Source organism: Enterobacter sp. BIDMC92 (genome assembly GCF_001030225.1).
Taxonomy (GTDB): Bacteria; Pseudomonadota; Gammaproteobacteria; order Enterobacterales; family Enterobacteriaceae; genus Enterobacter; species Enterobacter sichuanensis.
The window spans coordinates 4,437,455-4,461,526 of the sequence record NZ_KQ087598.1; the positions used below are offsets into that span (position 1 = coordinate 4,437,455).

Sequence of the window (24,072 nt, forward strand, 5' to 3'; positions counted from 1 at the left end):
TTATCATCTTTGGAATACGCACACTCCGTGCGCAGGCCCGTGCCAGACAGCCATTACTACCGGATTATCCGCTCCGGCAAAGGGGGGAACGGCGCGCCATTCCCCGTCAGGTAAAACAATCTCTGCGACGTCATCCGTCGCGTTCAGCGTGACCAGCCAGCGATCCGACAACAGGATCTGCAGGCGGGGTACGCCGTGTTGCCACTCTTGCGCGCTTAACGGTTGCGCGTCTTTATTCAGCCAGCGAACGTTTCCGTCACCCTCTTCCCACCAGCGGTCGGCGGTCAGTGCGGGAATGTGCTGGCGAAGATAGATCAGCGCCGCGGTGAAGTGGATCAAACCGCTGTTCGCTTCTCCCCAGTCGAGCCAGGTTAAGGTGTTGTCCTGGCAATACGCATTGTTGTTACCGTGCTGACTGTGGCCATGCTCATCGCCTGCCAGCAACATCGGCGTGCCCTGCGACAATAAAAGCGTTGTCAGCAGCGCATGTACGCTGGCGCGTCGCCGCTCGATAACATCCAGACTTCCGCCTAATCCTTCTATACCATGATTAAAGCTATGGTTATTGTTAGTGCCATCGCGATTCTCTTCGCCGTTTGCCTCATTGTGTTTCTGATTGAAACAAACGCAGTCCCTGAGGGTAAAACCGTCATGCGCCGTTAACAGATTGATGGTGGCTGACGGGTGTTTACCGTCACGCTTAAAGAGATCGCTGGATGCGGCAAAGCGTCCGGCAAATTCCCCCAGCGACAGATTCCGCTCCAGCCAGAAGCGGCGCACGGCATCGCGATAATGATCGTTCCACTCGGCAAACAGCGGCGGGAAATTCCCGACCTGATAGCCGCCTTCACCGATGTCCCACGGCTCCGCGATGAGCTTCACCTGCGAGAGCACCGGACAATTTTTTATCGCCTCAAACAGCGGCGCCTGCTGGCTGAACGCCGGCGTGCGCCCCATGACGGGCGCGAGGTCGAAACGAAAACCGTCGACGTGGAACGTGTCTACCCAGTATTTCAGGCATTCATACGCAAAATGCGTGACCGCCGGATGGCTGAGATTGAGGGTGTTACCGCAGCCGGTCCAGTTCTCATAATCGCCATCCTGCCTGATCCAATAATAGCTACGGTTATCAATTCCGCGCATGGAGAGCGTCGGGCCATCGAGATCGCTTTCCGCACTGTGGTTCAGCACCACGTCCAGAATGACCTCAATACCCGCCGCATGGAGCGCCTTCACCGCGTCGCGAAACTCGTCCCGCGCCTTGTCAGGATGGACGGCATAACGCGGCTCAAGCGCGAACATCGCCAGCGGGTTGTAGCCCCAGTAGTTGCTCAGCCCCAGCCGCTGCAGGCGAGGCTCGCTGGCGAAATGGGCGACGGGCAGCAGTTCCAGGGCGGTAATGCCAAGGTGTTTCAGGTAGGCGACCATCGTCGGATGCCCAAGCGCCTTGTAGGTGCCGCGCATCTCTTTGGGGATCGACGGGTGCAGGTAGGTCAGCCCTTTGACGTGGGCTTCATAAATGACGGTATTGCCCCACGGCGTGTGCGGCGGGGCATCGTCTTCCCAGTCATAGAGATCGTTCACCACCACGCTTTTTGGCGCGACGGGCGCGCTGTCGCGGTGGTCGGGCTCGCCGTAGCCCACGTGGAATAGCAGGTCGTCTTTAAATTCACCGTCCACGCGGTGCGCGCACGGGTCAATCAACAGCTTCGCAGGGTTAAACCAGTGTCCCTGCGCGGGTTCCCACGGACCGTGCACGCGAAAGCCATAGTGCAACCCTGGCCGACCTCCGGCCAGGTAACCGTGCCAGGTATCCCCGGTGCGGGCAGGTAAATCATAACGGTGTTCGTTACCTTCACCGTCAAACACGCACAGTTCTACCCGCTCAGCGTGGGCGGAAAAGAGGGTGAAATTAACCCCCTTTCCGTCAAAACTCGCCCCGAGCGGTTCGGGTTTACCTGCCGTAAGCTGCGTCATTCGCCCTCCCGCACCAGCCAGACAGTGCTAAGCGGCGGCAGCGTCAGGCTCAGGGAGTTTGGCCGCCCGTGGCTTTCGATGGCATCGCTCTGCACCAGCCCGCCGTTACCGGCGTTGCTGCCGTGGTAATGCATTGAATCGGTGTTGAGAATTTCACGCCATTTACCCGCCTGATTAATCCCGAAGCGGTAATGGTGGCGCGGAACGGGCGTGAAGTTGCTGGCGACGATAATCTCGTTACCCGCCTTGTCACGACGCACAAAGACAAACACCGAGCGCGCATGGTCATCCACCACCAGCCACTCAAAGCCGTAAGGATCAAAGTCCAGCTCGTGCAGCGCTTTGTGATGGCGGTAGGTCAGGTTCAGGTCACGGACCAGACGCTGCACGCCGTGATGCCAGTTATCGCCTCCTTCCAGCAGATGCCAGTCGAGGCTGGAATCGTGGTTCCACTCGCGTCCCTGGGCGAACTCATTGCCCATAAACAGCAGTTTTTTACCGGGGAAGGCAAACATCCAGCCATAGTAGGCGCGCAGGTTGGCAAACTTCTGCCACGCGTCGCCCGGCATGCGGTCGAGAATGGATTTCTTGCCGTGCACCACCTCATCGTGCGACAGCGGCAGCATGAAGTTTTCGGTGTAGTTGTAGAGCATCCCGAACGTAAATTTATCGTGATGATACTGACGATAAACCGGATCGAGTTTCATGTAGTCGAGCGTGTCGTGCATCCAGCCGAGGTTCCACTTGTACCAGAAGCCCAGACCGCCCATTGACGGTGGACGGGAGACGCCGGCAAAGTCAGTCGACTCTTCCGCCATCGTCACCGCGCCCTCAACCTGCTCGCCGATAATGCGGTTGGTGTTACGCAGGAACTCAATCGCTTCCAGGTTTTCGCGGCCGCCAAATTCGTTCGGGATCCACTCGCCCTCTTTGCGGCTGTAGTCGCGGTAGATCATCGACGCCACCGCATCCACGCGCAGGGCGTCAATGCCGAAGCGCTCGATCCAGTACAGCGCGTTCCCGACAAGGTAGTTCGCGACTTCACGACGCCCGTAGTTATAGATCAGCGTATTCCAGTCCTGGTGATAGCCTTCACGCGGATCGCTGTGCTCGTACAGCTTTGTGCCGTCAAACTCGGCCAGCGCGAAATCGTCCGCCGGGAAATGGCCCGGCACCCAGTCGAGGATGACGTTCAGCCCGGCGGCGTGCGCGGCATCGATGAAATAGCGGAAATCATCACGCGTGCCGAAGCGGCGCGTTGGCGCATACAGCCCGGTAGGTTGATAGCCCCAGCTGCCGTCGAACGGGTGTTCGTTAACCGGCAGCAGCTCAAGGTGGGTAAAGCCCATCCATTTGGCGTACGGCACCAGCTGGTCCGCCAGCTCGCGGTAGCTCAGCCAGAAGTTGTTATCCGTGTGGCGACGCCAGGAGCCGAGATGCACCTCATAGACGGAGATCGGCGCATCGAATCGGTTGGCCTGTTTGCGCTCCTCGGTCTGCACAACTTTCTCCGGCAGGCCGCAGATCAGCGAGGCGGTGTCCGGGCGCATCTGCGCTTCAAAGGCGTAAGGGTCGGATTTAATGCGCAGCTTGCCGTTGGCATCGATCATCTCGAACTTATAGAGCTGCCCGTTGTGCGCCCCGGGGATAAACAGCTCCCAGATGCCGGTTTCCCGGCGCAGGCGCATCGGGTGACGACGCCCGTCCCAGTAGTTGAACTGCCCCACCACGGAGACCCGCTGGGCATTGGGTGCCCACACGGCAAACCGCGTGCCGGTGATCCCATCCATCGTATCCGCATGGGCACCCAGCGTTTCATAAGGACGCAGATGGGTCCCTTCGGACAGCAGCCAGGCGTCCATCTCTTTTAAGAGCGGGCCAAAGCTATAGGGGTCGTCAATCAGGTTTTGCTGGCCGTGCCAAATGACGGCGAGCTGGTAACGAAAGGGGTTTTTACGACGAGGCATGACGCCTGAGAAGAAGCCACGCGAATCGAGGCATTCCAGATTACCCACCTTGCGGCCGGTTTTGGGTTCAATCACCCAGACTTCCGTCGCATCCGGTAACAACGCACGGACTTCGAGCCCGGCCTCAGTACGGTGCATCCCTAGCACAGAAAAGGGGTCGGCAAAATGACCCGCAATAAGCGCATTAATCACGTCTCTCGAAATACGATCGGACATGGTATTCATCCTGTTTTTTTATGTCGTCCTTTTTAGCGCCCGGGACGACTTTAATGTGACCTGAACGAGCATCCTGTCAGCCCGTCCTAACCTCAGGTAAGAAATGACTCTTCCTTAAAGCATAGCCAACGCTCTACATGACTCCTGATAAAAAATAAGACATCTGCGTTTTACTCCCTGTAGTACGCAAAAAAAGGGGGTGAAAATCACCCCCGGTAGTTAACAAATTATTACGCCAGCTGGCGCAGCATACGGCGCAGCGGCTCGGCGGCACCCCACAGCAGCTGGTCACCCACGGTGAACGCGGAGAGATACTCCGGCCCCATGTTCAGCTTACGCAGACGGCCAACCGGCGTGGTTAGCGTGCCGGTTACGGCTGCTGGGGTCAGTTCACGCATGGTGATATCGCGATCGTTTGGCACCACTTTCGCCCACGGGTTGTGCGCGGCCAGCAGCTCTTCCACGGTCGGAATAGACACATCTTTTTTCAGTTTAATGGTGAAGGCCTGGCTGTGGCAGCGCAGCGCGCCGATACGCACGCACAGACCGTCAACCGGAATGGTGTTCGCGGTATTGAGGATTTTGTTGGTCTCGGCCTGGCCCTTCCACTCTTCGCGGGTCTGGCCGTTATCCAGCTGTTTGTCGATCCACGGGATCAGGCCACCGGCCAGCGGTACGCCAAAGTTATCCACCGGCAGCTCGCCGCTGCGGGTCAGCTGGGTGACTTTACGCTCGATATCAAGGATCGCAGACGCCGGGTTGGCCAGCTCGGTCGCGACGCTGTTATGCAACTGGCCCATCTGGGTCAGCAGCTCACGCATATGACGCGCGCCGCCGCCGGACGCCGCCTGGTAGGTCGCCACGGAGACCCACTCCACCAGGTCCTGCGCGAACAGGCCGCCGAGGGACATCAGCATCAGGCTGACGGTACAGTTACCGCCGACAAAGGTTTTCACGCCCTTGTTCAGCCCCTCGGTGATCACGTCCTGGTTAACCGGGTCGAGGATGATAATGGCATCGTCTTTCATGCGAAGCGACGAGGCGGCGTCAATCCAGTAGCCCTGCCAGCCGCTTTCACGCAGCTTCGGATAAATTTCGTTGGTATAATCGCCGCCCTGGCACGTCACAATAATGTCGAGTGCCTTCAGCGCTTCCAGATCGTAAGCGTCCTGCAACGTACCGGTGGAACCACCAAAGGACGGCGCAGCCTGGCCAAGCTGGGAAGTGGAGAAGAAGACCGGGCGGATGGCGTCGAAATCGCGCTCTTCAACCATGCGTTGCATGAGTACAGAGCCGACCATACCGCGCCAGCCGATAAAACCAACGTTTTTCATAGCATTTTTTTCCTGCAAGGGGTGTGTGCTGATTGTGCAAGCCAGTATTGAACTGGGATATGCTTCACATTACAAAATGCTGCCAAAGTCGCAAGCGAAATTAATCGATGATTGCCCGGCTATCAGAAAAAGAGCTAATCATCATAATAACCATAGAGAGTTTCAGGGATAATTTACATGAGTGAAATCATTTCCGCCGCGGTTTTATTGATCCTGATAATGGATCCGCTGGGAAACCTGCCGATCTTTATGTCGGTGCTAAAGCATACCGAGCCAAAGCGCCGCCGGGCGATCATGATCCGCGAGCTGCTCATCGCCCTGCTGGTGATGTTTATCTTCCTGTTTGCCGGCGAAAAGATCCTCGCGTTCCTGAACCTGCGCGCCGAAACCGTTTCGATTTCCGGTGGGATTATTCTGTTCCTGATTGCCATTAAGATGATTTTCCCGAGCGCGGAAGGCAGCAGCAGCGGCCTGCCCGCCGGTGAAGAGCCGTTTATTGTGCCGCTGGCGATCCCCCTCGTTGCCGGACCGACCATTCTGGCCACGCTGATGCTGCTGTCGCATCAGTATCCCAATCAGATGAGCCATCTGGTGATTGCTTTACTGATCGCCTGGGGCGGGACATTTATTATCCTGCTCCAGTCGTCGCTGTTCCTGCGCCTGCTGGGCGAGAAAGGGGTGAATGCGCTGGAGCGTCTGATGGGGTTGATTCTGGTGATGATGGCAACGCAGATGTTCCTGGACGGGATCCGGACGTGGATGAAAGGATGACGTTCTCCCTCTCCCTGTGGGAGAGGGCCGGGGTGAGGGCATCAGGCCGCAGAGGGCAGCCCACTTAACCCTTACGAATCAAATACCGGTACGGTAGCGCCTCAGTCTGCTGTGCCACCAGCTCATGCTCCATAAAGGTACAAAACCCGGGGATATCGCGGGTCGTTGCCGGATCGTCGGCGATGATCAGCAGCGTTTCTCCGGTCTGCATGTTGCGCACGGTTTTACGTACCATCATTACCGGTTCCGGGCAGCGAAGGCCCTGGGCGTCAAGGGTGTGGTCTGGGCTGGAAAACAGGTCGGTCATGATCTTCTCGGTCAGGTAAAAACGGCTGTAGTTTACGCCCCGTGGCAGTCAATGCAAACCAGGTTAACGATTGCGTAAAAACTAACCATTGCAATGTCCTGCCAAAGCAGTATCATTCTGCGGTTTTTATTGGGTTCCCTCACCCCAACGTATAAAAAGGTCACAATATGACGCAGTTTTCTGAATCACAGCGCGTAAAAGCGTTGTTCTGGCTTTCACTTTTCCATTTGCTGGTGATCACCTCCAGCAACTATCTGGTGCAGCTCCCGATCGCCATTTTTGGTTTTCATACAACCTGGGGCGCGTTCAGTTTTCCGTTTATCTTCCTCGCCACGGATTTAACCGTACGTATCTTTGGCGCACCGCTGGCCCGACGCATTATTTTTGCCGTCATGCTTCCGGCGCTGTTCATCTCGTACGTGATTTCTTCCCTGTTCTATATGGGAAGCTGGCAGGGCTTTGAGGCGTTGACCCACTTCAACCTGTTTGTCGCCCGCATCGCCACCGCAAGCTTTATGGCTTATGCGCTGGGGCAGATCCTCGACGTGCATGTGTTTAATCGCCTGCGTCAGAATCATCGCTGGTGGATGGCCCCCACAGCCTCGACGCTGTTCGGCAACGTCAGCGATACGCTGGCGTTCTTCTTCATCGCCTTCTGGCACAGTCCGGATGCGTTTATGGCCGAACACTGGATGGAGATCGCCCTGGTGGACTACTGCTTCAAGGTGCTCATCAGCATTGTCTTCTTCCTGCCCATGTACGGCGTCCTGTTGAATATGCTGCTGAAAAGGCTGGCAGATAAATCTGAAATCACAGCATTACAGGCTGGTTAAAGGTTCGCTTTATCAGTTGTGATAAGATGAGCGAATGAGCCGTTATGGCCGTTTATCGAAAGGAAGAAGTCAATGCGCAATCTGGTTAAATATGTCGGGATTGGCCTGCTGGTTGTGGGTCTTGCAGCCTGTGATAACAGCGACACGAAAACGCCTGCTCAGGGTGCATCCGCTGAGAGCAACGCAACCGGTCAGCCGGTGAGTCTGATGGATGGCAAACTCAGTTTCTCTCTGCCAGCCGATATGACTGACCAGAGCGGCAAGCTGGGTACGCAGGCGAACAATATGCACGTTTACTCCGACGCAACCGGTCAGAAAGCGGTCATTGTAATTGTGGGCGACGACACCAGCGAAGACCTGGCCGTCCTGTCCAAACGCCTGGAAGATCAGCAGCGCAGCCGCGATCCGCAGTTGCAGGTGGTCACCAACAAGTCCATCGAACTGAAAGGCCACACGCTGCAGCAACTGGACAGCATCATCTCTGCAAAAGGCCAGACCGCTTACTCTTCTGTTGTGCTGGGCAAGGTCGATAACAAACTGCTGACCCTGCAGATCACCCTGCCAGCGGAAGATCAGCAGAAAGCGCAAACGGCTGCGGAAAACATCATTAACACCATCGTGATCCAGTAACGCTTCACGATGATGACGTGGCCTCCGGTGCCTGCACCGGGGGCCATTTTTTTAGCCGCCATGTCAGCATCAAGGCAATCACCACCAGACCCGCCGCGGCCAGATAGATAACCGGTACGCCTGCCCAGGCCATCACCAGACCCGCCAGCGGGCCGGTAATGCCTAACGACATATCCATAAATACCGTATAGGTCGCCAGCGCCGCCCCCTGATTCTGCGGCGGCACGGCTTTAACTGCAACCACACCCAGTGCCGGGAAGACCAGTGAAAAGCCCGCCCCCGCAAGGAAGACGCCCACTTTCGCGACCCATGGCGCCATGGCTATGCCGGTCAACAGCAGGCCAACCATCTCCACCGCAAAGCAGATCATCGCCACGTTCAGCCCGCCCAGACGGTTGATACCGTTAGGGAAAAGTAACCGCGCGCCCACAAACGCACAGCTGAACAGGGTTAACGCAAAGGCGGCGCCGTCCCAGCCTTTGGCATCGTAAAACAGGGTAATGAAGGTGGCGATGACCCCGAAGCCGGTGGTCGCCAGCGCAAGCGCCATCCCGTATGGCCAGACCCGCCCGAGCACCGCCCGGAACGGCAGTGGTTTACCTTTGCTGGCTTTGACTTTCGGGCGCGGCAGGGCAAAGAGGATCGCCACCAGCGCGACCAGCATGATGGTGCCCGCCAGCCCGTAGAGACCGCCATACGCATAACACATCACCCCAAGCGGGGCGCCCAGCGCCATTGCGCCGTAGGTGACAATGCCGTTCCAGGAGATCACCCGTCCAATGTGCGGCGCACCGACCACCCCCACGCCCCACAGCGTTGACCCGGTTCCCGCCAGGCTTTGCCCAATGCCGAGGATGACGCGGCCCAGGCAGAGCAATGCCAGACTGACCAGCGGCCAGTGGCTGGTTGTGGCAGCCAGCAGGTAGCTCAGCCCACTCAGGAAACAGCCGCACAACCCGACAACCACGATGCTTTTTGGACCGAACAGGTCCGCGTAGCGTCCGGCATGCGGGCGGCTCAGGAGCGTGGCGAAATACTGCAGGCTAATCACCAGCCCCGCCCAGAATGCGCTGAAGCCCATAACGTCATGGACATAGCCCGGCAAGACCGCCAGCGGCAGGCCGATGGTCAAATAGCTGGCAAAGTTAAAAATCACGACGGACACGATGCGCAGATTGAGGCGCAGTCCGCTTAGCACCGGTTCAGCGGCAGGTTCGGGCATGGGGTTTTACCTGGAATTTTGCAACAGTGTTTCACTATTACCACGACGCCAACAGAAAATCAGCAGCGACTTTTCAGATTAACGGTGCCAGACGAGGCGGATCCCGCGCACTACACTTAACGGGCAACCACATAAAGGAACACGCATGACCCCTAATCCGTCCGACAAAGCTGGACTCCATATCTTATTAAAACTCGCCTGTCTGGTGGTTATCCTTGCGGGTATCCATGCCGCCGCCGACATTATTGTCCAGCTCCTGCTGGCGCTCTTTTTTGCCATCGTGCTTAACCCGCTGGTGACCTGGTTTTTACGCCGGGGCGTCAGCCGCCCGGTGGCTATTACCATCGTGGTTATTGTGATGCTGATTGCCCTGACGGCGCTTTTCGGCGTGCTGGCGGCCTCCCTGAGCGAGTTCTCCACGATGCTGCCGCAGTACAACAAAGAGCTGACGCGGAAGATCGTGGCGCTGCAGGAGATGGTCCCCTTTCTGAATCTGCATATCTCACCCGAACGGATGCTGCGCAGGATGGATTCAGAGAAAGTCATGACCTACGCCACCACGTTAATGACGGGCCTCTCCGGGGCGATGGCCAGCATTCTGCTGCTGGTCATGACGGTGGTGTTTATGCTGTTCGAAGTGCGCCACGTCCCCTATAAGCTGCGCTTTGCGCTGAATAATCCCCAGATCCACATTGCCGGCTTACACCGGGCGCTGAAGGGCGTCTCCAAATATCTGGCGCTGAAAACGCTGCTGAGCGTATGGACCGGGATCATTGTCTGGCTGGGGCTGATGCTGATGGACGTGCAGTTCGCGCTGATGTGGGGCGTTCTGGCCTTTCTGCTGAACTACGTGCCTAATATTGGCGCGGTGCTCTCTGCCGTACCGCCGATGATTCAGGCGTTTCTGTTTAATGGCTTCTACGAATGCATGCTGGTGGGGGCGCTGTTCCTCGTGGTGCACATGGTGCTGGGGAATATTCTTGAGCCGCGCATGATGGGCCACCGGCTGGGAATGTCGACGCTGGTCGTGTTCTTATCTTTACTGATTTGGGGATGGCTGCTGGGCCCGGTCGGGATGCTGCTGTCGGTCCCGCTCACCAGCGTGTGTAAGATCTGGATGGAGACCACCAAAGGCGGCAGCAAGCTGGCCATTCTGCTTGGGCCAGGCAGACCCAAGAGCCGGCTTCCGGGTTAAGCGTCTGGGGTAGAACGGAACATTACTCTACGGGAAATTTTTAGGAGAAACGTTATTCGCAAGCCTGCGACAACACTGTACGATGTACGCTGAAACATCGCGCTTGCGAAGAAAACATTACAGAAACAGGTTTATCGCGGACGCGCTTAGATGAAATTCACACTCTCTATTATCGACTGGCAGGCAAGAGCGCCAGGACTCAGCGATGCCGACGCATGGCAGGCATGGTCGCGCCAGTCCGAAGCCATCGATCCCGCCGCGCCGCTTGCGAAACCGACCGAACTGCCGATGATGACCGCCCGCCGCCTCAATTCTGGCAGCAAGCTGGCCGTCGATATCGGTCTTGCGATGCTTCGCAAACATCGTATCGATGCCGTGGTCTACAGCAGTCGACATGGCGAACTTGAACGCAACTATCGTATTCTGCAAGCGCTGGCGACGGAGCAGCCCGTTTCCCCCACCGATTTTGCGATGTCCGTCCACAATGCCGCGGTAGGCAACCTCACGATTACCGCGGGTCAGCCGATTGTCTCATCCTCGGTCTCCGCCGGTATGGACACTTTCCAGCAAAGTTTGTGCGAAGTGTTGAGTTTGCTCCACGCGGGCTACGCCCGCATTTTGCTGGTAGATTTTGACGGCGTACTGCCTGAGTTTTATCAAACCGCACTCCCGCCGCAGATGCCCGTCTGGCCTTACGCCCTTGCGCTGGTGATTGAAGCCGGAGACACGCTCTGCTGTGAAACCCGGAGCGCAGGCGTGAGTGAAGAGTCGGCGTTGCCGCAAAGCCTTCAGTTCCTGCGACATTATCTGAGCGACGCGCAGCAATTTTCCCTTGCGGGCGAGCGTTTGCAGTGGCAGTGGACGCGCTAATGAGCCGGTTCCTGTCCCGTCTCAGTCGGTTATGGCGCATGCTGATGACCGGGTTCTGCTTCGCGCTGTTTGGCCTCGGCGGGCTGCTGCTGTCGCTGGTCTGGTTTAACTTGTTGCTGATTTTCCAGCGCGATGGCGCGAAACGCCGCCGACTGGCGCGACGCAGCATTTCAGCCAGCTTTCGGCTGTTCCTGGCGGTCGTTCGCGGGACAGGCGTACTGGATTACCGCTTTAACAATCTGGACGTTCTGCGCGCCGAGCGCGGTTGCCTGGTGATCGCGAACCACCCTTCGCTGCTGGACTATGTGATCCTCGCGTCGGTCATGAACGAAACCGACTGTCTGGTGAAAAGCGCGCTGCTGCATAACCCCTTTGTCAGCGGCGTGATCCGCGCAGCCGACTACCTGATCAACAGCGAAGCAGAAACGCTGCTTCGAGCCAGCCAGCAGCGCCTGGCGCAAGGGGATACTCTGCTTATCTTTCCCGAAGGCACCCGCACCCGCGTAGGTGAAGCCATTACCCTGCAGCGGGGGGCCGCAAATATCGCCGTTCGTTGCAACCGATCCCTGCGCGTGGTGGTGATCCACTGCAGCGAACGGATGCTGGATAAACAGAGTCGCTGGTACAATGTGCCACCCAAAAAACCTGTTTTTACCGTGGATGTTCGCGAACGCATCAACATTCATGATTTTTACGATGCAAGCCAGCATGAACCTGCGCTGGCTGCAAGGCAGTTAAACCGGCATATGCAGCAGCAATTAACATCCGGTCTTCAATCTTTGTCAGGAATGAAAGATGCAAGCGCTCTACCTTGAAGTTAAGAATCTCATTATCTCTACGCTGAATCTGGAAGAACTTACCCCAGAGGATATTGATACCGACGCTCCGCTGTTTGGCGACGGACTGGGTCTGGATTCTATTGATGCCCTGGAGCTGGGGCTGGCTGTGAAAAATCAGTACGGCGTAGTGCTTTCTGCTGAAAGTGACGAGATGCGTCAGCACTTCTATTCCGTTGCCACGCTCGCTGCTTTTATCCATCAACAACGCGCCTGAGAATGACCCGCTATGACAGACCAAGAAACGATTTATCAGGAAGTTTCTGCGCTTCTTATTAAACTGTTTGAACTCAACCCTGAAGACATTACGCCACAAGCCCGGCTTTACGAAGATCTGGATCTCGACAGCATTGATGCCGTTGACATGGTGGTAAACCTGCAGAAGAAAACGGGTCATAAAATTAAACCTGAAACCTTCAAAGCAGTACGTACCGTTCAGGACATCGTGGACGTTGTGGAACAACTCCAGCGCGAAGCCTGACGTGCCGTCCATTCCGCTCATCCCGATACTGACGGGCCTGATGCTGCTGGCATGGCCGTTTTTGATTGGCTATGGCCTTGCAAGCCACCGTTTACAGTGGATATTGCCCGTAATAGCGCTGGTATTACTGCTGCGTTTATATCAGGCGCGCCAGCATAGCGGTCCCCTGCGCTATGTGATACTGAGCGTGACACTGCCCGGGGTGATGCTGTGCATGGCGAGCGCGTTTCTGCACGCTCACCAGTGGGTACTGTTTTATCCGGTGGTCGTCAATCTGGTGATGCTGTTGGTGTTTGGAGGGTCGCTCTGGACAACCATGCCGATGGTAGAGCGGCTTGCGCGGATACGTGAACCCCATCTGTCGCCAGCAGGGGTTCGCTACACCCGCAAGGTCACTCAAGTCTGGTGCGGCTTCTTTATCGGCAACGGGGCAATAGCGCTGTTTACCGTGTTGTACGCCGACATGCGCCTGTGGACGTTGTGGAACGGGATAATCGCCTACATTCTGATGGGAACACTGATGGCCTCCGAGTGGCTGGTGCGCCAGCGGGTGATGAAAAGAGAGAACAATGAGTAAACCCCTTCCTCTTAGCCAGTGGCTAAATGCCCCACGTCCTGATGACACGCCGATCGCCTGGCTCGACGAACGTGTCTGGACGCTCGGCGACCTGCGCCACGATGTGACTCGGCTGGTCGACATGTTGCACCAGGAGGAAGGCGAACGCTGGGCGCTCTGTTTTGAAAACGGCTATCTTTTTATCGTCGCCCTGCTGGCGACGCTGCATGCGGGTAAAACGCCCGTGCTCCCCGGCCACAGCCGGACTGCGCAGCTCAATGAACAGCGGGCCATGTTCGACGGCATCCTGAGCGACACCACGCTCGACTTTTCGGGGCGACAGCGGTTAGTGGTTTCCACTGCGCGGACAGACAACGCCTTTTCTCTCCTGCCCGACATTGACGATACGCGCGTTATCGAGCTTTTCACCTCTGGCTCCACCGGCGCACCGCAGCGGGTCATTAAGCCGATCATCAGTCTGGATCGTGAAGCCTGTTTAGTCGCTGACCGGTTTGGCGAACGGCTGGCGGGCTGTAGCGTCGTGGCTTCCGTGGTGTTGCATCATCTGTATGGCCTGACGTTTCGTGTCGTCTTACCCATGGCGCTCGGTCTGCCGGTACATGCCCGCCTGCTTAACTATGCCGAGCAGCTCTCAGCCCTACCCCACAACAAACGCTATCTTTTCATCAGCAGTCCGGCGTTCCTCAAGCGGCTGGATACGGCACTGACGCCTCCCCCTGTTGCCCTGCTCTTCTCAGCAGGGGGTGTACTGCCCTGGCAGGATATCACCACATTTCAGGGATGGCTCAACGTCTGGCCCGATGAAATCTACGGCAGCACCGAAACGGGAGTCCTGGGCTGGCGTCACCGTCAGGATGAGACGACGCTCTGGCAGCCGTTCCCCGGCGTGACGTTCCAGGACGATCGCGTGACGTCGCCACTGATCCACGAGGTGGAGGGGATTGTGCTGAATGATATTCTGCATTTCACGGCAGACGGGCAATTCAACATCGTCGGACGCCGTGGTCGGATAGTCAAAATTGAAGATAAACGCGTTTCACTCGATGAGATCGAGCAGCGACTACTGGCGCTTGACGGCATTTGCGACGCCGCCGCGCTGGCGGTCACGCGCGGGGGACGCCAGAGTATAGGCGTGCTGCTGGTGCTCAGTAACGCGGCGCGTTTGCAAAGAGATAACGTGGGTAAAAATGCTCAGGAATCAGCCTGGCGTCGCGCGCTTCGTCCCTGCCTTGAACCGGTTGCCGTGCCCCGCTACTGGCGGATCGTCGAAGAAATCCCGGTCAACAGCATGAACAAGCGTGTTTATACTCAGCTACAGGAGTTGTTTCATGAAACCCCATGAAATTGAACGCCACCAGACCCATCCGGAGCATCTGGAGATCACCCTTTATCTCGATCCTGACCTGCTCTGGTTTAAGGGACATTTTGCCGTCCAGCCGCTGCTTCCGGGCGTTGCACAACTCGACTGGGTGATGCATTACGCCACCACCCTGCTGGCACCGGGCTACCGTTTTCACAGCATCCAGAATGTGAAGTTTGCTGCCCCGCTTTTGCCGTACAACACGGTGACGATGGTCCTTGACTGGCACCCTGCCCGCCAGATGCTGAGCTTCAGCTACCAGCGCCATGCGGGCAGCGAGCGCCATACCGCCAGCAGCGGGAAGATTCGTCTATGCCAGTAACCTTCCGTCCCTGCGTGCTGATCCCGTGCTACAACCACGGTGCAATGATGCCAGCGGTGCTCTCACGCCTGGCGCCGTTTGACCTCCCGTGCCTGGTGGTGGACGACGGCAGCGAAGAGAGCACGCGCCGCGCGCTTGCGCACCTGGCGGAGCAGTATCCTCAGGTCTCGCTACTGCGTCTGGCGAAAAACAGCGGCAAAGGCGCGGCGGTGATGGCGGGACTGCAGGCCTGCGCAGAGCGCGGCTTCACTCATGCAATCCAGGTGGATGCCGACGGCCAGCACGCGATTGAAGATCTCCCCCGCTTTCTGGCGCTGGCACAACGTCACCCCGAGGCGCTGATTTCCGGTCAGCCCGTTTACGATGACTCCATACCCCGTTCGCGCCTTTACGGACGCTGGATAACCCACGTCTGGGTCTGGATTGAAACGTTGTCCCTGGAGCTTAAAGACAGCATGTGCGGCTTTCGGGTCTATCCGATCACGCCGGTGATGCAGCTTGCCGCACGTACCTCGCTCGGCAAGCGCATGGACTTTGATACTGAAGTGATGGTCCGCCTCTACTGGCAGGGCACGCCCAGCTATTTTCTGCCCACCCGCGTCACCTACCCGGCAGACGGTGAATCCCACTTCGATGCGCTAAAAGACAACGTGCGCATCTCGCTGATGCATACCCGTCTGTTCCTGGGGATGCTGCCGCGCATCCCCACCCTGCTGATGCGCCGTCGCCCGCAGCACTGGGCGCAACAGCAGGAGGTCAAAGGGCTATGGGGAATGCGCCTGATGTTACGCGTCTGGCAGTTGCTTGGTCGCAAAGCCTTCACCTTGCTGCTGTGGCCGGTCACCGCTGTTTACTGGCTTACCGCCCGTTCGGCGCGTCAGGCGTCGCAGCAATGGCTGAGGCGGGTTAAAGAGGTCATGGCACAGCGACAGATCCCACCGCCTCCCCGGTTGAACAGTTTTTTACACTTCCTGCGTTTTGGTCATGCCATGCTCAACAAAGTGGCCAGCTGGCGCGGCGAGATGCAGCTTCATCGCGATCTGGTGTTTGCACCGGGTGCCAGCGAGGCGCTGGGACTGGACGATCCTCGGGGTAAACTGCTGCTGGCCTCGCATCTTGGCGATGTGGAAGCCTGCCGGGCGCTGGCGCAGCGTGAAGGGGGAAAAACCATCAACGCGCTGGTCTTTAGCGATAACGCCCAACGCTTTAAGCAGATCATGGAAGAGATGGCGCCGCAGGCGGGCATTCACCTGATGCCCGTCACTGACATCGGCCCGGAGACCGCTATCCTGATCAAAGAAAAACTGGATCGTGGTGAGTGGGTGGCCATCGTGGGCGATCGTATCGCCGTCACGCCGCAGCGAGGCGGCAGCTGGCGCGTGATCTGGAGCGAGTTTATGGGCAAGCCCGCGCCGTTCCCGCAGGGGCCGTTTATCCTCGCCTCCATTTTGCGCTGTCCGGTGGTGCTGATTTTTGCCCTCAGCCACCAGGGGAGGCTCACCCTGCACTGCGAACCGTTTGCCGATCCGCTGCTGCTGCCGCGCGGTGAACGCCAGCAGGCGCTGCAACATACCGTCGATCGCTACGCGCAGCGGCTGGAGCATTACGCCTTACTGTCGCCGCTCGACTGGTTTAATTTTTTCGATTTCTGGCAACTGCCCGAGATCGCCGAGAAGGAGTAAAGGGTGCTGACCGATCCCCGCTTTACGACGGAAGTTGAAATCACCGTCCCGTTCCACGACGTCGACATGATGGGCGTGGTCTGGCACGGCAACTATTTCCGCTACTTTGAAATAGCCCGCGAAGCGCTGCTCAATCAGTTTGATTATGGCTATCGCCAGATGAAGGCCTCCGGCTATGTCTGGCCGGTGGTCGATACGCGGGTGAAATACCGCGATGCGGTGACGTTTGAGCAACGCATCCGGGTCCGGGCGCAAATTGAAGAGTATGAAAACCGCCTGCGCATTGCTTATCAAATCTTCGACGCGCAGACCGGTAAACGCACCACCACCGGTTACACCATCCAGGTGGCGGTCGACGTGGCCACCCGCGAAATGTGCTTTGTCAGCCCGGCAATATTGTTAGAACGAATGGGAGTAACGCCATGAAATGGTTGCCTTTGCTGACGCTGATGTTCAGCCCGCTGGTCAGCGCCGTGACGCTGGATGAGCTGCAGCAGCGGTTCACAGAGCAACCTGTGGTGCGCGCGCACTTCGAACAGGTTCGCACGATTAAAGATATGCCGCAGCCGCTGCGCTCGCAGGGCGAGATGGTGATCGCCCGTGACAGCGGCCTGCTGTGGGATCAAAAGGCCCCGTTTCCCATGACGCTACTGCTGGATGACAAACGGATGGTGCAGACGATCAACGGCCAGCCGCCGCAGACCATTACCGCCGACAATAACCCGCAAATGTTCCAGTTCAACCACCTGCTGCGGGCCTTGTTCCAGGCCGACCGCAAGGTGCTGGAAGACAATTTCCGCATCGATTTTAGAGACCAGGGGGAAGGCCGCTGGTCGCTGGTGCTCACCCCCATAACGACGCCGCTGAACACCCTTTTCACCACTCTCGATTTGGGCGGTGCGACGTATCTGGAGTCTGTTCGTCTCAACGACAAACAGGGCGACCGCACGGATATCACTCTCTCCCGCCACCGACTGACGCCCGCCAGCCTGACCGATGACGAACGCCAACGCTTTGCCGCACCGTAAATCGTTGCGCCCGGCGCTGCTGTGGGCCGCGGGATGCCTGATTATGTTGGGTCTGCTGGTGTCGCTGCTGCCCGGCGCCCGCCTGAACAGCAGCGTGCTGGCCATGTTGCCGACACAGACGCTGGGGGCGATTCCTCCAGCGCTCAACGACGGCTTTATGCAGCGGCTCGACCGCCAGCTGGTCTGGCTGGTCAGCCCCGGCAAAGATCCGGACCCGCGCGTGGCGCAGCAATGGCTGGAATTGCTGCAAAGCAGTGGCTTGCTCGGTGAGGTCAAAGGCCCGATGGACGCAGCCCGGCAAAAGGCCTGGGGGGAATTCTTCTGGCAGCACCGCAACGGCCTGGTAGATCCGGCCACCCGCGCCCGCCTGCAAAACGGCGGCGAAGCGCAGGCGCAGTGGATTTTATCCCAGCTCTACTCTGCTTTTTCAGGCGTGAGCGGCAAGGAGCTGCAAAACGATCCCTTGATGCTGGTGCGCGGCTCGCAGCTCGCCCTCGCGCAAAACGGTCAGAAAATGCGGCTGATGGACGGCTGGCTGGTCACAAAAGATGAGGCGGGAAACATCTGGTATCTGCTGCACGGCGAGCTGGCGGGCTCGTCGTTCGATATGCAGCAAACCCACCGGCTGATAACCAGCCTTAAGGCGCTGGAGGTGAAGCTGAAAGCGCGCTACCCACAGGCGCAGCTGCTGTCTCGCGGCACCGTCTTTTATAGCGATTACGCCAGCCAGCAGGCCAAACGAGATATCTCAACGCTCGGTGTCGCCACCCTTCTTGGCGTGATCCTGTTGATTGTGGCGACGTTCCGCTCCCTGCGTCCGCTGTTGCTGTGCGCCATCTCGATTGCCGTCGGCGCGCTGGCGGGCACGGTCGCCACCCTGCTGCTGTTTGGCGAACTGCACCTGATGACGCTGGTGATGAGCATGAGCATCATCGGTATTTCGGCAGATTATACCCTCTACTACCTGACCGAACGGCTGGTGCACGGTGGCGAAAATTCACCGTGGCAAAGCCTGGACAAAGTGCGTCATGCCCTGCTGCTGGCGCTTTTGACGACCGTCGTGGCGTACCTGATTATGATGCTGGCCCCCTTCCCCGGGATCCGCCAGATGGCGCTGTTTGCCGCCGTGGGGCTGAGTGCCTCCTGTCTGACGGTGATCTTCTGGCACCCCTGGCTTTGCCGCGGATTGCCAGTACGCCCGGTTCCGGCCAGAAGAGCGATGTCGCGCTGGCTGGCCGCCTGGCGACGCAAAAAGACACTCGCGGTTGGCCTGCCCGTCACGCTGGCGCTCCTCTCCGCCGTGGGAATTGCCACCCTGAAGGTGGACGACGATATCGCCCAGCTACAGGCGCTACCGAAAACGGTTCTGGCGCAGGAGAGAGCCATCACCGCCCTGACCGGCCAGCGCGTCGATCAGAAGTGGTTTGTGGTTTACGGCGCGTCGGCCCAGCAGACGCTGGAGCGGCTGGAGGCCTTTACCCCGGCGCTGGCGCAGGCGCAAAAAGCGGGTGAGCTGACAAGCTGGCGAACCCTGCCGCTGAACTCCATGAAGCGGCAAAAAAGCGATCTTGCACTGCTGCACAACGCTGCACCTGCGGTAACGAACGTGCTGCACAGCGCGGGCCTTAATGCCGTTTTACCGAATCTGACGCCGATGCCTTTCAGCGTGGAGGCCTGGCTTGCCAGCCCGGCCAGCGAAGGCTGGCGTCTGCTCTGGCTGACCCTGCAGGGCGGCGAAAGCGGCGTGCTCGTCCCGGTGGACGGCGTCAAAAACAGCGCAGCACTGAGTGAACTGGCGGCACAGCATGAAGGGGTCGTCTGGGTCGATCGCAAGGCCAGTTTTGACAGCCTGTTTGCTCTTTATCGCACGCTGCTTACGGGGCTGCTGTGCGTGGCGCTGGCGGTGATCGCCTGCGGCGCGATGCTCCGTCTTGGCTGGCGCCAGGGACTTATCAGCCTGGTGCCGTCGGTGCTGTCGCTCAGTTGCGGGCTGGCGGCGCTGGCCGTCGTCGGGCATTCCGTCAATCTGTTTTCGCTGCTGGCACTGGTGCTGGTGCTTGGCATTGGCATCAACTACACGCTGTTTTTCAGCAACCCACGCGGCACGCCGCTGACGTCGATGCTGGCCATCACCCTGGCAATGATGACCACGTTGCTGACGCTGGGCATGCTGGTGTTCAGCGCGACGCAGGCCATCAGCAGTTTTGGTATTGTGCTGGTAAGCGGTATTTTTACCGCCTTCCTGCTGGCCCCACTGGCGAGGCCGGTCAAGAACGAGAGAAAACGATAATGAACGCTTTTTACCGCGCCGCAGCACTGGCTTCGGCGCTGCTGCTGGCAGGCTGCAGCCATTCGACCGATACTGAAGGAACTCGCCCGCAGGCCTGGCTTCAGCCGGGCACTCAGGTGACGCTGCCACCACCGGGCATTACGCCAGCCATCCGTTCTCAGCAGCTACTGACCGGCCGGTTTAAGGGTCAGACCCAGTCGCTGCTGGTTCTGCTGAACGCTGACGGGAAAAAAGTGACGCTTGCGGGACTCTCCTCGGTGGGGATCCGCCTGTTCCTCGCAACCTATGATGGCACCGTGATCCACACCGAGCAGTCGGTCATGATGCCGCAGTTGCCGCCAGCCAGCCAGGTGCTGGCAGATGTGATGCTCAGCCACTGGCCGCTCAGCGCCTGGCAGCCGCAGTTGCCGAAAGGCTGGACGCTAAACGATACTGGAACCCGACGCGAACTGCGTAACCCTGACGGCAAGCTGGTCACAGAGATTATCTACCTGCAACGCAACGGTAAGCGCGAGCCGATCAGCATTGAGCAGCACGTCTTTAAATACCACATCACCATTCAATATCTGGGTGACTGAGATGATTTACATTTCCGCTGTTGGCATGGTCAACGCGCTGGGCAACTCGGTCGATGAGATCGCGGCAAACCTGAACGCCGGGGTTTCGCCGGGTATGCGTCACCGTGCGGGATGGCTGCAAGGGTTACCCGATGCCATGCTGGGGGGCGTTGAGGGTGACCTGCCACCGATACCGGATAGCCTGTCAGCGCACCGTAGCCGTAACAATCAGCTGTTGCTGGCGGCGCTGGCGCAGATTCAGCCTGCCGTCGAGGCCGCCATTGCGCGCGTGGGCCGCGACCGCGTGGCGGTTGTGCTGGGCACCAGCACCTCGGGGCTGGATGAAGGCGATGAGTACGTGCGCCTCTCCCTGACAGGCGAGCGCAGTCCGCAATGGCAGTATCCGCAGCAGGAGCTGGGCGACCCCTCCCGCTTCCTGGCCAACTGGCTGCAACTGGATGGCCCGGCATATACCATTTCTACCGCCTGCTCCTCCAGCGCCCGGGCGATCATCAGCGGACAGCGTCTGATTGAGGCCGGACTGGTGGACGTCGCCCTTGTGGGCGGTGCAGACAGCTTAAGCCGTATGCCGGTCAACGGTTTTAACAGCCTTGAATCGCTCTCGCCCACGCAATGCGAACCGTTTGGCCGCGACCGCCGGGGGATCACCATCGGTGAAGCGGCGGCCCTCATGGTGCTGACCCGCGAACCGGATCAGGTGGCGCTGCTGGGGGCGGGCGAATCGAGCGATGCGTACCATATCTCTGCCCCACATCCAGAGGGTGAAGGCGCCATTCGCGCCATTACCCAGGCGCTGAAGGCGGCAGGCATGACGGCAGATGAGGTGGGCTATATTAATTTGCACGGCACCGCCACCCCCCTCAATGATCGGATTGAGGCGCACGTGATTAACGCCCTCTTTGGCGACCGGGTACCATGCAGCTCCACCAAACACCTCACCGGCCATACGCTTGGCGCGGCCGGGATCACTGAAGCCGCCTTAAGCTGGCTGATCCTGACCCGTGACCTGCCGCTGCCGCCGCAGGATTTTTCCCGCTACGCGCCGGACGACACGCTGCCGCCCTGCGGCCTGCTGCATCAGCGTGCGCCGCTGACAAAACCGGTGATTTTATCGAACTCATTCGCCTTTGGCGGTAACAACGCCAGCCTTCTGCTGGGGAGAGTGTCATGAGTTATTTATCCCCCGCCGACTACCTGCCTCACGATACACCGATGCTGCTGCTTGAGCGCGTGGAGCGTGTCACCGACAGCTGCGCGGTGTGCAGCGTCACGGTCGACGGGCACGGTGTGCTTGCGCCATTCCTGAACGTTGACGGCGATCTGCCGGGCTGGTTTGCGCTGGAACTGATGGCCCAGACCGTGGGCGTCTGGTCCGAATGGCACCGTCTGCAAAAAGGGCTGCCCCACAGTCCGCTGGGCATGGTACTGGGTGCTCGCGAGCTGGTGTGCAGCGCGGGCCGCTTTGCCGCAGGCACTACATTAACCATAACTATCGAACGCCTGATACAGGATGAGCGCTTTGGCAGCTTTGAATGCACAATCCAGACGGATAACGCCCCTCTTGCCACGGGCCGCGTGAATACGTTCCAGCCCAGCGAGGACGAATTAACCTCACTTTTTTCTCAGGGAGCTTCATCATGACACGTTCCGTACTGGTCACTGGCGCCAGCAAAGGCATTGGCCGCGCAATCGCCCGTCAGCTTGCGGCTGACGGTTTCACCGTGGGCGTGCATTACCATCGTGATGCTGATGGTGCTCAGGAGACGCTGGATGCGATTGTTCAGGCCGGCGGGACGGGCCGTTTACTGACGTTTGACGTGGGTAACCGCGAGCAGTGCCGCGAGGTTCTGGAACAGGAAATCAGTACCTTTGGCGCATGGTATGGCGTGGTCAGCAATGCCGGAATCGCCCGCGATGGCGCGTTTCCGGCGCTCAGCGACGAGGACTGGGACAGCGTCATCCACACCAACCTCGACAGTTTTTATAACGTCATTCATCCCTGCATCATGCCGATGATCGCAACCCGCAAGGGCGGACGAATTATTACCCTGTCGTCCGTGTCAGGCGTGATGGGCAACCGCGGACAGGTGAACTACAGTGCCGCCAAAGCCGGTATTATCGGCGCCACCAAGGCGCTGGCCATTGAACTGGCAAAACGCAAAATTACCGTCAACTGCATCGCGCCCGGGCTGATTGATACCGGCATGATCGAGATGGAAGAGACCGCGCTGAAAGAAGCCATGTCCATGATACCGATGCAGCGCATGGGACAGGCCGACGAGGTGGCCGGTCTGGCGAGTTATCTGATGTCGGACCGGGCAGGCTATGTGACACGCCAGGTGATCTCGATTAACGGGGGGATGTTATGACGCGTCGGGTAGTGATTACGGGAATGGGTGGCGTGACCTCCTTTGGCGAGGACTGGCCGACCATTTCACAGCGGCTGCTCGGCTACGAAAACGCCGTGCGCACCATGACGGAGTGGCAAGAGTATGCCGGTCTGCAAACGCTGCTGGCCGCCCCCATTGAGGATTTCACCCTCCCGGAACACTATACCCGCAAGCGCATTCGCGCCATGGGCCGCGTGTCGTTACTCTCCACCCGCGCCACCGAACTGGCGCTTGAGCAGGCGGGCCTGATCCATGACGCAGTCCTGACGCAGGGGCAAACCGGCATCGCCTATGGTTCGTCCACGGGCAGCACAGGACCGGTCAGCGACTTCGCCTCCATGCTGATGGAAAAACACACCAATAACATCACCGGCACCACCTATGTGCAGATGATGCCGCACACCACCGCGGTCAATACTGGCCTGTTCTTTGGTCTGCGGGGGCGCGTCATTCCCACGTCGAGCGCCTGTACCTCAGGCAGCCAGGCGATTGGTTACGCGTGGGAAGCCATTCGCCATGGTTATCAGACCATTATGGTCGCCGGGGGCGCCGAGGAGCTTTGTCCGTCAGAAGCCGCGGTATTTGATACGCTGTTCGCCACCAGCCAGCGCAACGACGCGCCAAAAACCACGCCGTCGCCCTTCGATACCGCGCGCGATGGTCTGGTCATCGGTGAAGGGGCTGGCACGCTGATTCTGGAAGAGCTGGAGCACGCCAAAGCGCGCGGGGCGATCATCTACGGCGAAATCGTGGGTTTTGCCACCAACTGCGATGCGGCGCATATCACCCAGCCACAGCGTGAAACTATGCAGGTTTGTATGGAGCAATCGCTGGCGATGGCAGGCTTACGCGCCACGGATATTGGGTATATTTCTGCCCACGGTACCGCCACCGATCGCGGTGATATCGCCGAAAGCCAGGCTACTGCGGCCATCTTTGGCGACAGGGTCCCCATCTCCTCGCTGAAGAGCTATTTTGGCCATACGTTAGGTGCCTGCGGAGCGCTGGAAGCGTGGATGAGTGTGCAGATGATGCGTGAAGGCTGGTTTGCCCCGACGCTCAATTTAAGACAACCGGATGAGCAATGTGGTGCTTTAGATTATATTATGGGGGAAGCCCGTCAGATTGACTGCGAGTATCTGCAAAGCAATAACTTCGCGTTTGGCGGCATCAATACCTCAATCATTATCAAACGCTGGGCGTAAC

At 58.7% G+C, this 24,072-nt stretch carries 25 protein-coding genes; 20 read left to right on the forward strand and 5 right to left on the reverse strand.

Annotated features, from left to right (window positions below):
- Positions 1–3: 3 nt before the first annotated feature.
- The 3 genes from glgX to asd all read right to left on the reverse strand — a co-directional run bounded on the left by glgX (position 4) and on the right by asd (position 5,494).
- Entirely contained in the window at positions 4–1,977 is a 1,974-nt protein-coding gene (gene glgX, locus SP99_RS20870; protein ID WP_047959624.1) for a glycogen debranching protein GlgX, read from the reverse strand.
- Positions 1,974–4,160, reverse strand: a complete 2,187-nt coding sequence (gene glgB / locus SP99_RS20875) for a 1,4-alpha-glucan branching enzyme (RefSeq protein WP_047959625.1) — start codon at positions 4,158–4,160, stop codon at positions 1,974–1,976. The genes glgX and glgB overlap by 4 nt, the downstream gene beginning before the upstream one ends.
- A gap of 230 nt (positions 4,161–4,390) precedes the next feature.
- Positions 4,391–5,494: an aspartate-semialdehyde dehydrogenase gene (asd, locus tag SP99_RS20880; protein WP_047959626.1), complete on the reverse strand. Its 1,104-nt coding sequence runs from the start codon at positions 5,492–5,494 to the stop codon at positions 4,391–4,393.
- Positions 5,495–5,671: 177 nt separating this feature from the next.
- On the opposite strand from asd, the gene yhgN reads away from it, so the two are divergent.
- Complete coding sequence (yhgN, locus tag SP99_RS20885; protein WP_025759646.1) at positions 5,672–6,265, forward strand: NAAT family transporter YhgN; 594 nt, start codon at positions 5,672–5,674, stop codon at positions 6,263–6,265.
- Positions 6,266–6,329: 64 nt separating this feature from the next.
- Here yhgN and tusA read toward each other — a convergent pair whose 3' ends face one another.
- The gene (gene tusA, locus SP99_RS20890; RefSeq protein WP_008503071.1) at positions 6,330–6,572 is read right to left on the reverse strand and encodes a sulfurtransferase TusA; all 243 of its coding nucleotides are present in this window, start codon (positions 6,570–6,572) and stop codon (positions 6,330–6,332) included.
- Positions 6,573–6,739: 167 nt separating this feature from the next.
- Here tusA and SP99_RS20895 point away from each other — a divergent pair, with 167 nt between their 5' ends.
- Together SP99_RS20895 and SP99_RS20900 are read left to right on the forward strand one after the other, a co-directional pair.
- Positions 6,740–7,405: a 7-cyano-7-deazaguanine/7-aminomethyl-7-deazaguanine transporter gene (locus SP99_RS20895; protein WP_045286763.1), complete on the forward strand. Its 666-nt coding sequence runs from the start codon at positions 6,740–6,742 to the stop codon at positions 7,403–7,405.
- Between the two features lie 72 nt (positions 7,406–7,477).
- Positions 7,478–8,035: a DcrB family lipoprotein gene (locus SP99_RS20900; RefSeq protein ID WP_047959627.1), complete on the forward strand. Its 558-nt coding sequence runs from the start codon at positions 7,478–7,480 to the stop codon at positions 8,033–8,035.
- Between the two features lie 4 nt (positions 8,036–8,039).
- Here SP99_RS20900 and SP99_RS20905 read toward each other — a convergent pair whose 3' ends face one another.
- Positions 8,040–9,257: an MFS transporter gene (locus SP99_RS20905; protein ID WP_047959628.1), complete on the reverse strand. Its 1,218-nt coding sequence runs from the start codon at positions 9,255–9,257 to the stop codon at positions 8,040–8,042.
- A gap of 145 nt (positions 9,258–9,402) precedes the next feature.
- On the opposite strand from SP99_RS20905, the gene SP99_RS20910 reads away from it, so the two are divergent.
- The 17 genes from SP99_RS20910 (at position 9,403) to SP99_RS20990 (ending at position 24,071) form a co-directional block, all read left to right on the forward strand.
- Entirely contained in the window at positions 9,403–10,452 is a 1,050-nt protein-coding gene (locus SP99_RS20910) for an AI-2E family transporter (RefSeq protein WP_045286765.1), read from the forward strand.
- Between the two features lie 150 nt (positions 10,453–10,602).
- Positions 10,603–11,322 carry a beta-ketoacyl synthase chain length factor gene (locus SP99_RS20915; protein ID WP_047959629.1) on the forward strand — a complete coding sequence of 240 codons (720 nt, stop codon included), beginning with the start codon at positions 10,603–10,605 and terminating at the stop codon, positions 11,320–11,322.
- Complete coding sequence (locus SP99_RS20920; RefSeq protein ID WP_047959630.1) at positions 11,322–12,137, forward strand: lysophospholipid acyltransferase family protein; 816 nt, start codon at positions 11,322–11,324, stop codon at positions 12,135–12,137. Before SP99_RS20915 ends, SP99_RS20920 begins: the two co-directional genes overlap by 1 nt.
- Positions 12,118–12,375 (forward strand): phosphopantetheine-binding protein, encoded by a 258-nt coding sequence (locus SP99_RS20925; RefSeq protein ID WP_047345717.1) that lies wholly within the window; start codon positions 12,118–12,120, stop codon positions 12,373–12,375. Before SP99_RS20920 ends, SP99_RS20925 begins: the two co-directional genes overlap by 20 nt.
- A gap of 12 nt (positions 12,376–12,387) precedes the next feature.
- Positions 12,388–12,639 (forward strand): acyl carrier protein, encoded by a 252-nt coding sequence (locus SP99_RS20930; protein WP_047959631.1) that lies wholly within the window; start codon positions 12,388–12,390, stop codon positions 12,637–12,639.
- Positions 12,611–13,216, forward strand: coding sequence for a COG4648 family protein (locus SP99_RS20935; protein ID WP_082137927.1), 606 nt, complete (start codon positions 12,611–12,613; stop codon positions 13,214–13,216). Before SP99_RS20930 ends, SP99_RS20935 begins: the two co-directional genes overlap by 29 nt.
- Positions 13,209–14,558 (forward strand): AMP-binding protein, encoded by a 1,350-nt coding sequence (locus tag SP99_RS20940; protein WP_047959632.1) that lies wholly within the window; start codon positions 13,209–13,211, stop codon positions 14,556–14,558. Before SP99_RS20935 ends, SP99_RS20940 begins: the two co-directional genes overlap by 8 nt.
- On the forward strand, positions 14,545–14,898 hold the full coding sequence (locus SP99_RS20945; protein WP_047959633.1) for an ApeI family dehydratase: 354 nt from the start codon (positions 14,545–14,547) through the stop codon (positions 14,896–14,898). The genes SP99_RS20940 and SP99_RS20945 overlap by 14 nt, the downstream gene beginning before the upstream one ends.
- On the forward strand, positions 14,889–16,580 hold the full coding sequence (locus SP99_RS20950; RefSeq protein WP_047959634.1) for a glycosyltransferase family 2 protein: 1,692 nt from the start codon (positions 14,889–14,891) through the stop codon (positions 16,578–16,580). Before SP99_RS20945 ends, SP99_RS20950 begins: the two co-directional genes overlap by 10 nt.
- A 3-nt stretch (positions 16,581–16,583) precedes the next feature.
- Positions 16,584–17,006: an acyl-CoA thioesterase gene (locus SP99_RS20955; protein WP_047959635.1), complete on the forward strand. Its 423-nt coding sequence runs from the start codon at positions 16,584–16,586 to the stop codon at positions 17,004–17,006.
- Positions 17,003–17,608, forward strand: coding sequence for a LolA family protein (locus tag SP99_RS20960; RefSeq protein ID WP_047959636.1), 606 nt, complete (start codon positions 17,003–17,005; stop codon positions 17,606–17,608). Before SP99_RS20955 ends, SP99_RS20960 begins: the two co-directional genes overlap by 4 nt.
- Entirely contained in the window at positions 17,577–19,898 is a 2,322-nt protein-coding gene (locus tag SP99_RS20965; RefSeq protein WP_047959637.1) for an MMPL family transporter, read from the forward strand. The genes SP99_RS20960 and SP99_RS20965 overlap by 32 nt, the downstream gene beginning before the upstream one ends.
- The gene (locus tag SP99_RS20970; protein ID WP_047959638.1) at positions 19,898–20,476 is read left to right on the forward strand and encodes a DUF3261 domain-containing protein; all 579 of its coding nucleotides are present in this window, start codon (positions 19,898–19,900) and stop codon (positions 20,474–20,476) included. Before SP99_RS20965 ends, SP99_RS20970 begins: the two co-directional genes overlap by 1 nt.
- 1 nt (position 20,477) lies before the next feature.
- Positions 20,478–21,647 carry a beta-ketoacyl-[acyl-carrier-protein] synthase family protein gene (locus SP99_RS20975; protein ID WP_047959639.1) on the forward strand — a complete coding sequence of 390 codons (1,170 nt, stop codon included), beginning with the start codon at positions 20,478–20,480 and terminating at the stop codon, positions 21,645–21,647.
- On the forward strand, positions 21,644–22,117 hold the full coding sequence (locus SP99_RS20980; RefSeq protein ID WP_047959640.1) for a hotdog family protein: 474 nt from the start codon (positions 21,644–21,646) through the stop codon (positions 22,115–22,117). The genes SP99_RS20975 and SP99_RS20980 overlap by 4 nt, the downstream gene beginning before the upstream one ends.
- On the forward strand, positions 22,114–22,845 hold the full coding sequence (locus tag SP99_RS20985) for a 3-ketoacyl-ACP reductase FabG2 (protein ID WP_047959641.1): 732 nt from the start codon (positions 22,114–22,116) through the stop codon (positions 22,843–22,845). The genes SP99_RS20980 and SP99_RS20985 overlap by 4 nt, the downstream gene beginning before the upstream one ends.
- On the forward strand, positions 22,842–24,071 hold the full coding sequence (locus tag SP99_RS20990) for a beta-ketoacyl-ACP synthase (RefSeq protein ID WP_047959642.1): 1,230 nt from the start codon (positions 22,842–22,844) through the stop codon (positions 24,069–24,071). The genes SP99_RS20985 and SP99_RS20990 overlap by 4 nt, the downstream gene beginning before the upstream one ends.
- The last annotated feature ends 1 nt before the right edge of the window (position 24,072 follow it).

Bases quoted from the DNA above. Each gene is read 5' to 3' on its own strand.
- glgX (WP_047959624.1), bottom strand. From the start codon at position 1,977: ATGACGCAGCTTACGGCAGGTAAACCCGAACCGCTCGGGGCGAGTTTT.
- glgB (WP_047959625.1), bottom strand. From the start codon at position 4,160: ATGTCCGATCGTATTTCGAGAGACGTGATTAATGCGCTTATTGCGGGT.
- asd (WP_047959626.1), bottom strand. From the start codon at position 5,494: ATGAAAAACGTTGGTTTTATCGGCTGGCGCGGTATGGTCGGCTCTGTA.
- yhgN (WP_025759646.1), top strand. From the start codon at position 5,672: ATGAGTGAAATCATTTCCGCCGCGGTTTTATTGATCCTGATAATGGAT.
- tusA (WP_008503071.1), bottom strand. From the start codon at position 6,572: ATGACCGACCTGTTTTCCAGCCCAGACCACACCCTTGACGCCCAGGGC.
- SP99_RS20895 (WP_045286763.1), top strand. From the start codon at position 6,740: ATGACGCAGTTTTCTGAATCACAGCGCGTAAAAGCGTTGTTCTGGCTT.
- SP99_RS20900 (WP_047959627.1), top strand. From the start codon at position 7,478: ATGCGCAATCTGGTTAAATATGTCGGGATTGGCCTGCTGGTTGTGGGT.
- SP99_RS20905 (WP_047959628.1), bottom strand. From the start codon at position 9,257: ATGCCCGAACCTGCCGCTGAACCGGTGCTAAGCGGACTGCGCCTCAAT.
- SP99_RS20910 (WP_045286765.1), top strand. From the start codon at position 9,403: ATGACCCCTAATCCGTCCGACAAAGCTGGACTCCATATCTTATTAAAA.
- SP99_RS20915 (WP_047959629.1), top strand. From the start codon at position 10,603: ATGAAATTCACACTCTCTATTATCGACTGGCAGGCAAGAGCGCCAGGA.
- SP99_RS20920 (WP_047959630.1), top strand. From the start codon at position 11,322: ATGAGCCGGTTCCTGTCCCGTCTCAGTCGGTTATGGCGCATGCTGATG.
- SP99_RS20925 (WP_047345717.1), top strand. From the start codon at position 12,118: ATGCAAGCGCTCTACCTTGAAGTTAAGAATCTCATTATCTCTACGCTG.
- SP99_RS20930 (WP_047959631.1), top strand. From the start codon at position 12,388: ATGACAGACCAAGAAACGATTTATCAGGAAGTTTCTGCGCTTCTTATT.
- SP99_RS20940 (WP_047959632.1), top strand. From the start codon at position 13,209: ATGAGTAAACCCCTTCCTCTTAGCCAGTGGCTAAATGCCCCACGTCCT.
- SP99_RS20945 (WP_047959633.1), top strand. From the start codon at position 14,545: ATGAAACCCCATGAAATTGAACGCCACCAGACCCATCCGGAGCATCTG.
- SP99_RS20950 (WP_047959634.1), top strand. From the start codon at position 14,889: ATGCCAGTAACCTTCCGTCCCTGCGTGCTGATCCCGTGCTACAACCAC.
- SP99_RS20960 (WP_047959636.1), top strand. From the start codon at position 17,003: ATGAAATGGTTGCCTTTGCTGACGCTGATGTTCAGCCCGCTGGTCAGC.
- SP99_RS20965 (WP_047959637.1), top strand. From the start codon at position 17,577: ATGACGAACGCCAACGCTTTGCCGCACCGTAAATCGTTGCGCCCGGCG.
- SP99_RS20970 (WP_047959638.1), top strand. From the start codon at position 19,898: ATGAACGCTTTTTACCGCGCCGCAGCACTGGCTTCGGCGCTGCTGCTG.
- SP99_RS20975 (WP_047959639.1), top strand. From the start codon at position 20,478: ATGATTTACATTTCCGCTGTTGGCATGGTCAACGCGCTGGGCAACTCG.
- SP99_RS20980 (WP_047959640.1), top strand. From the start codon at position 21,644: ATGAGTTATTTATCCCCCGCCGACTACCTGCCTCACGATACACCGATG.
- SP99_RS20985 (WP_047959641.1), top strand. From the start codon at position 22,114: ATGACACGTTCCGTACTGGTCACTGGCGCCAGCAAAGGCATTGGCCGC.
- SP99_RS20990 (WP_047959642.1), top strand. From the start codon at position 22,842: ATGACGCGTCGGGTAGTGATTACGGGAATGGGTGGCGTGACCTCCTTT.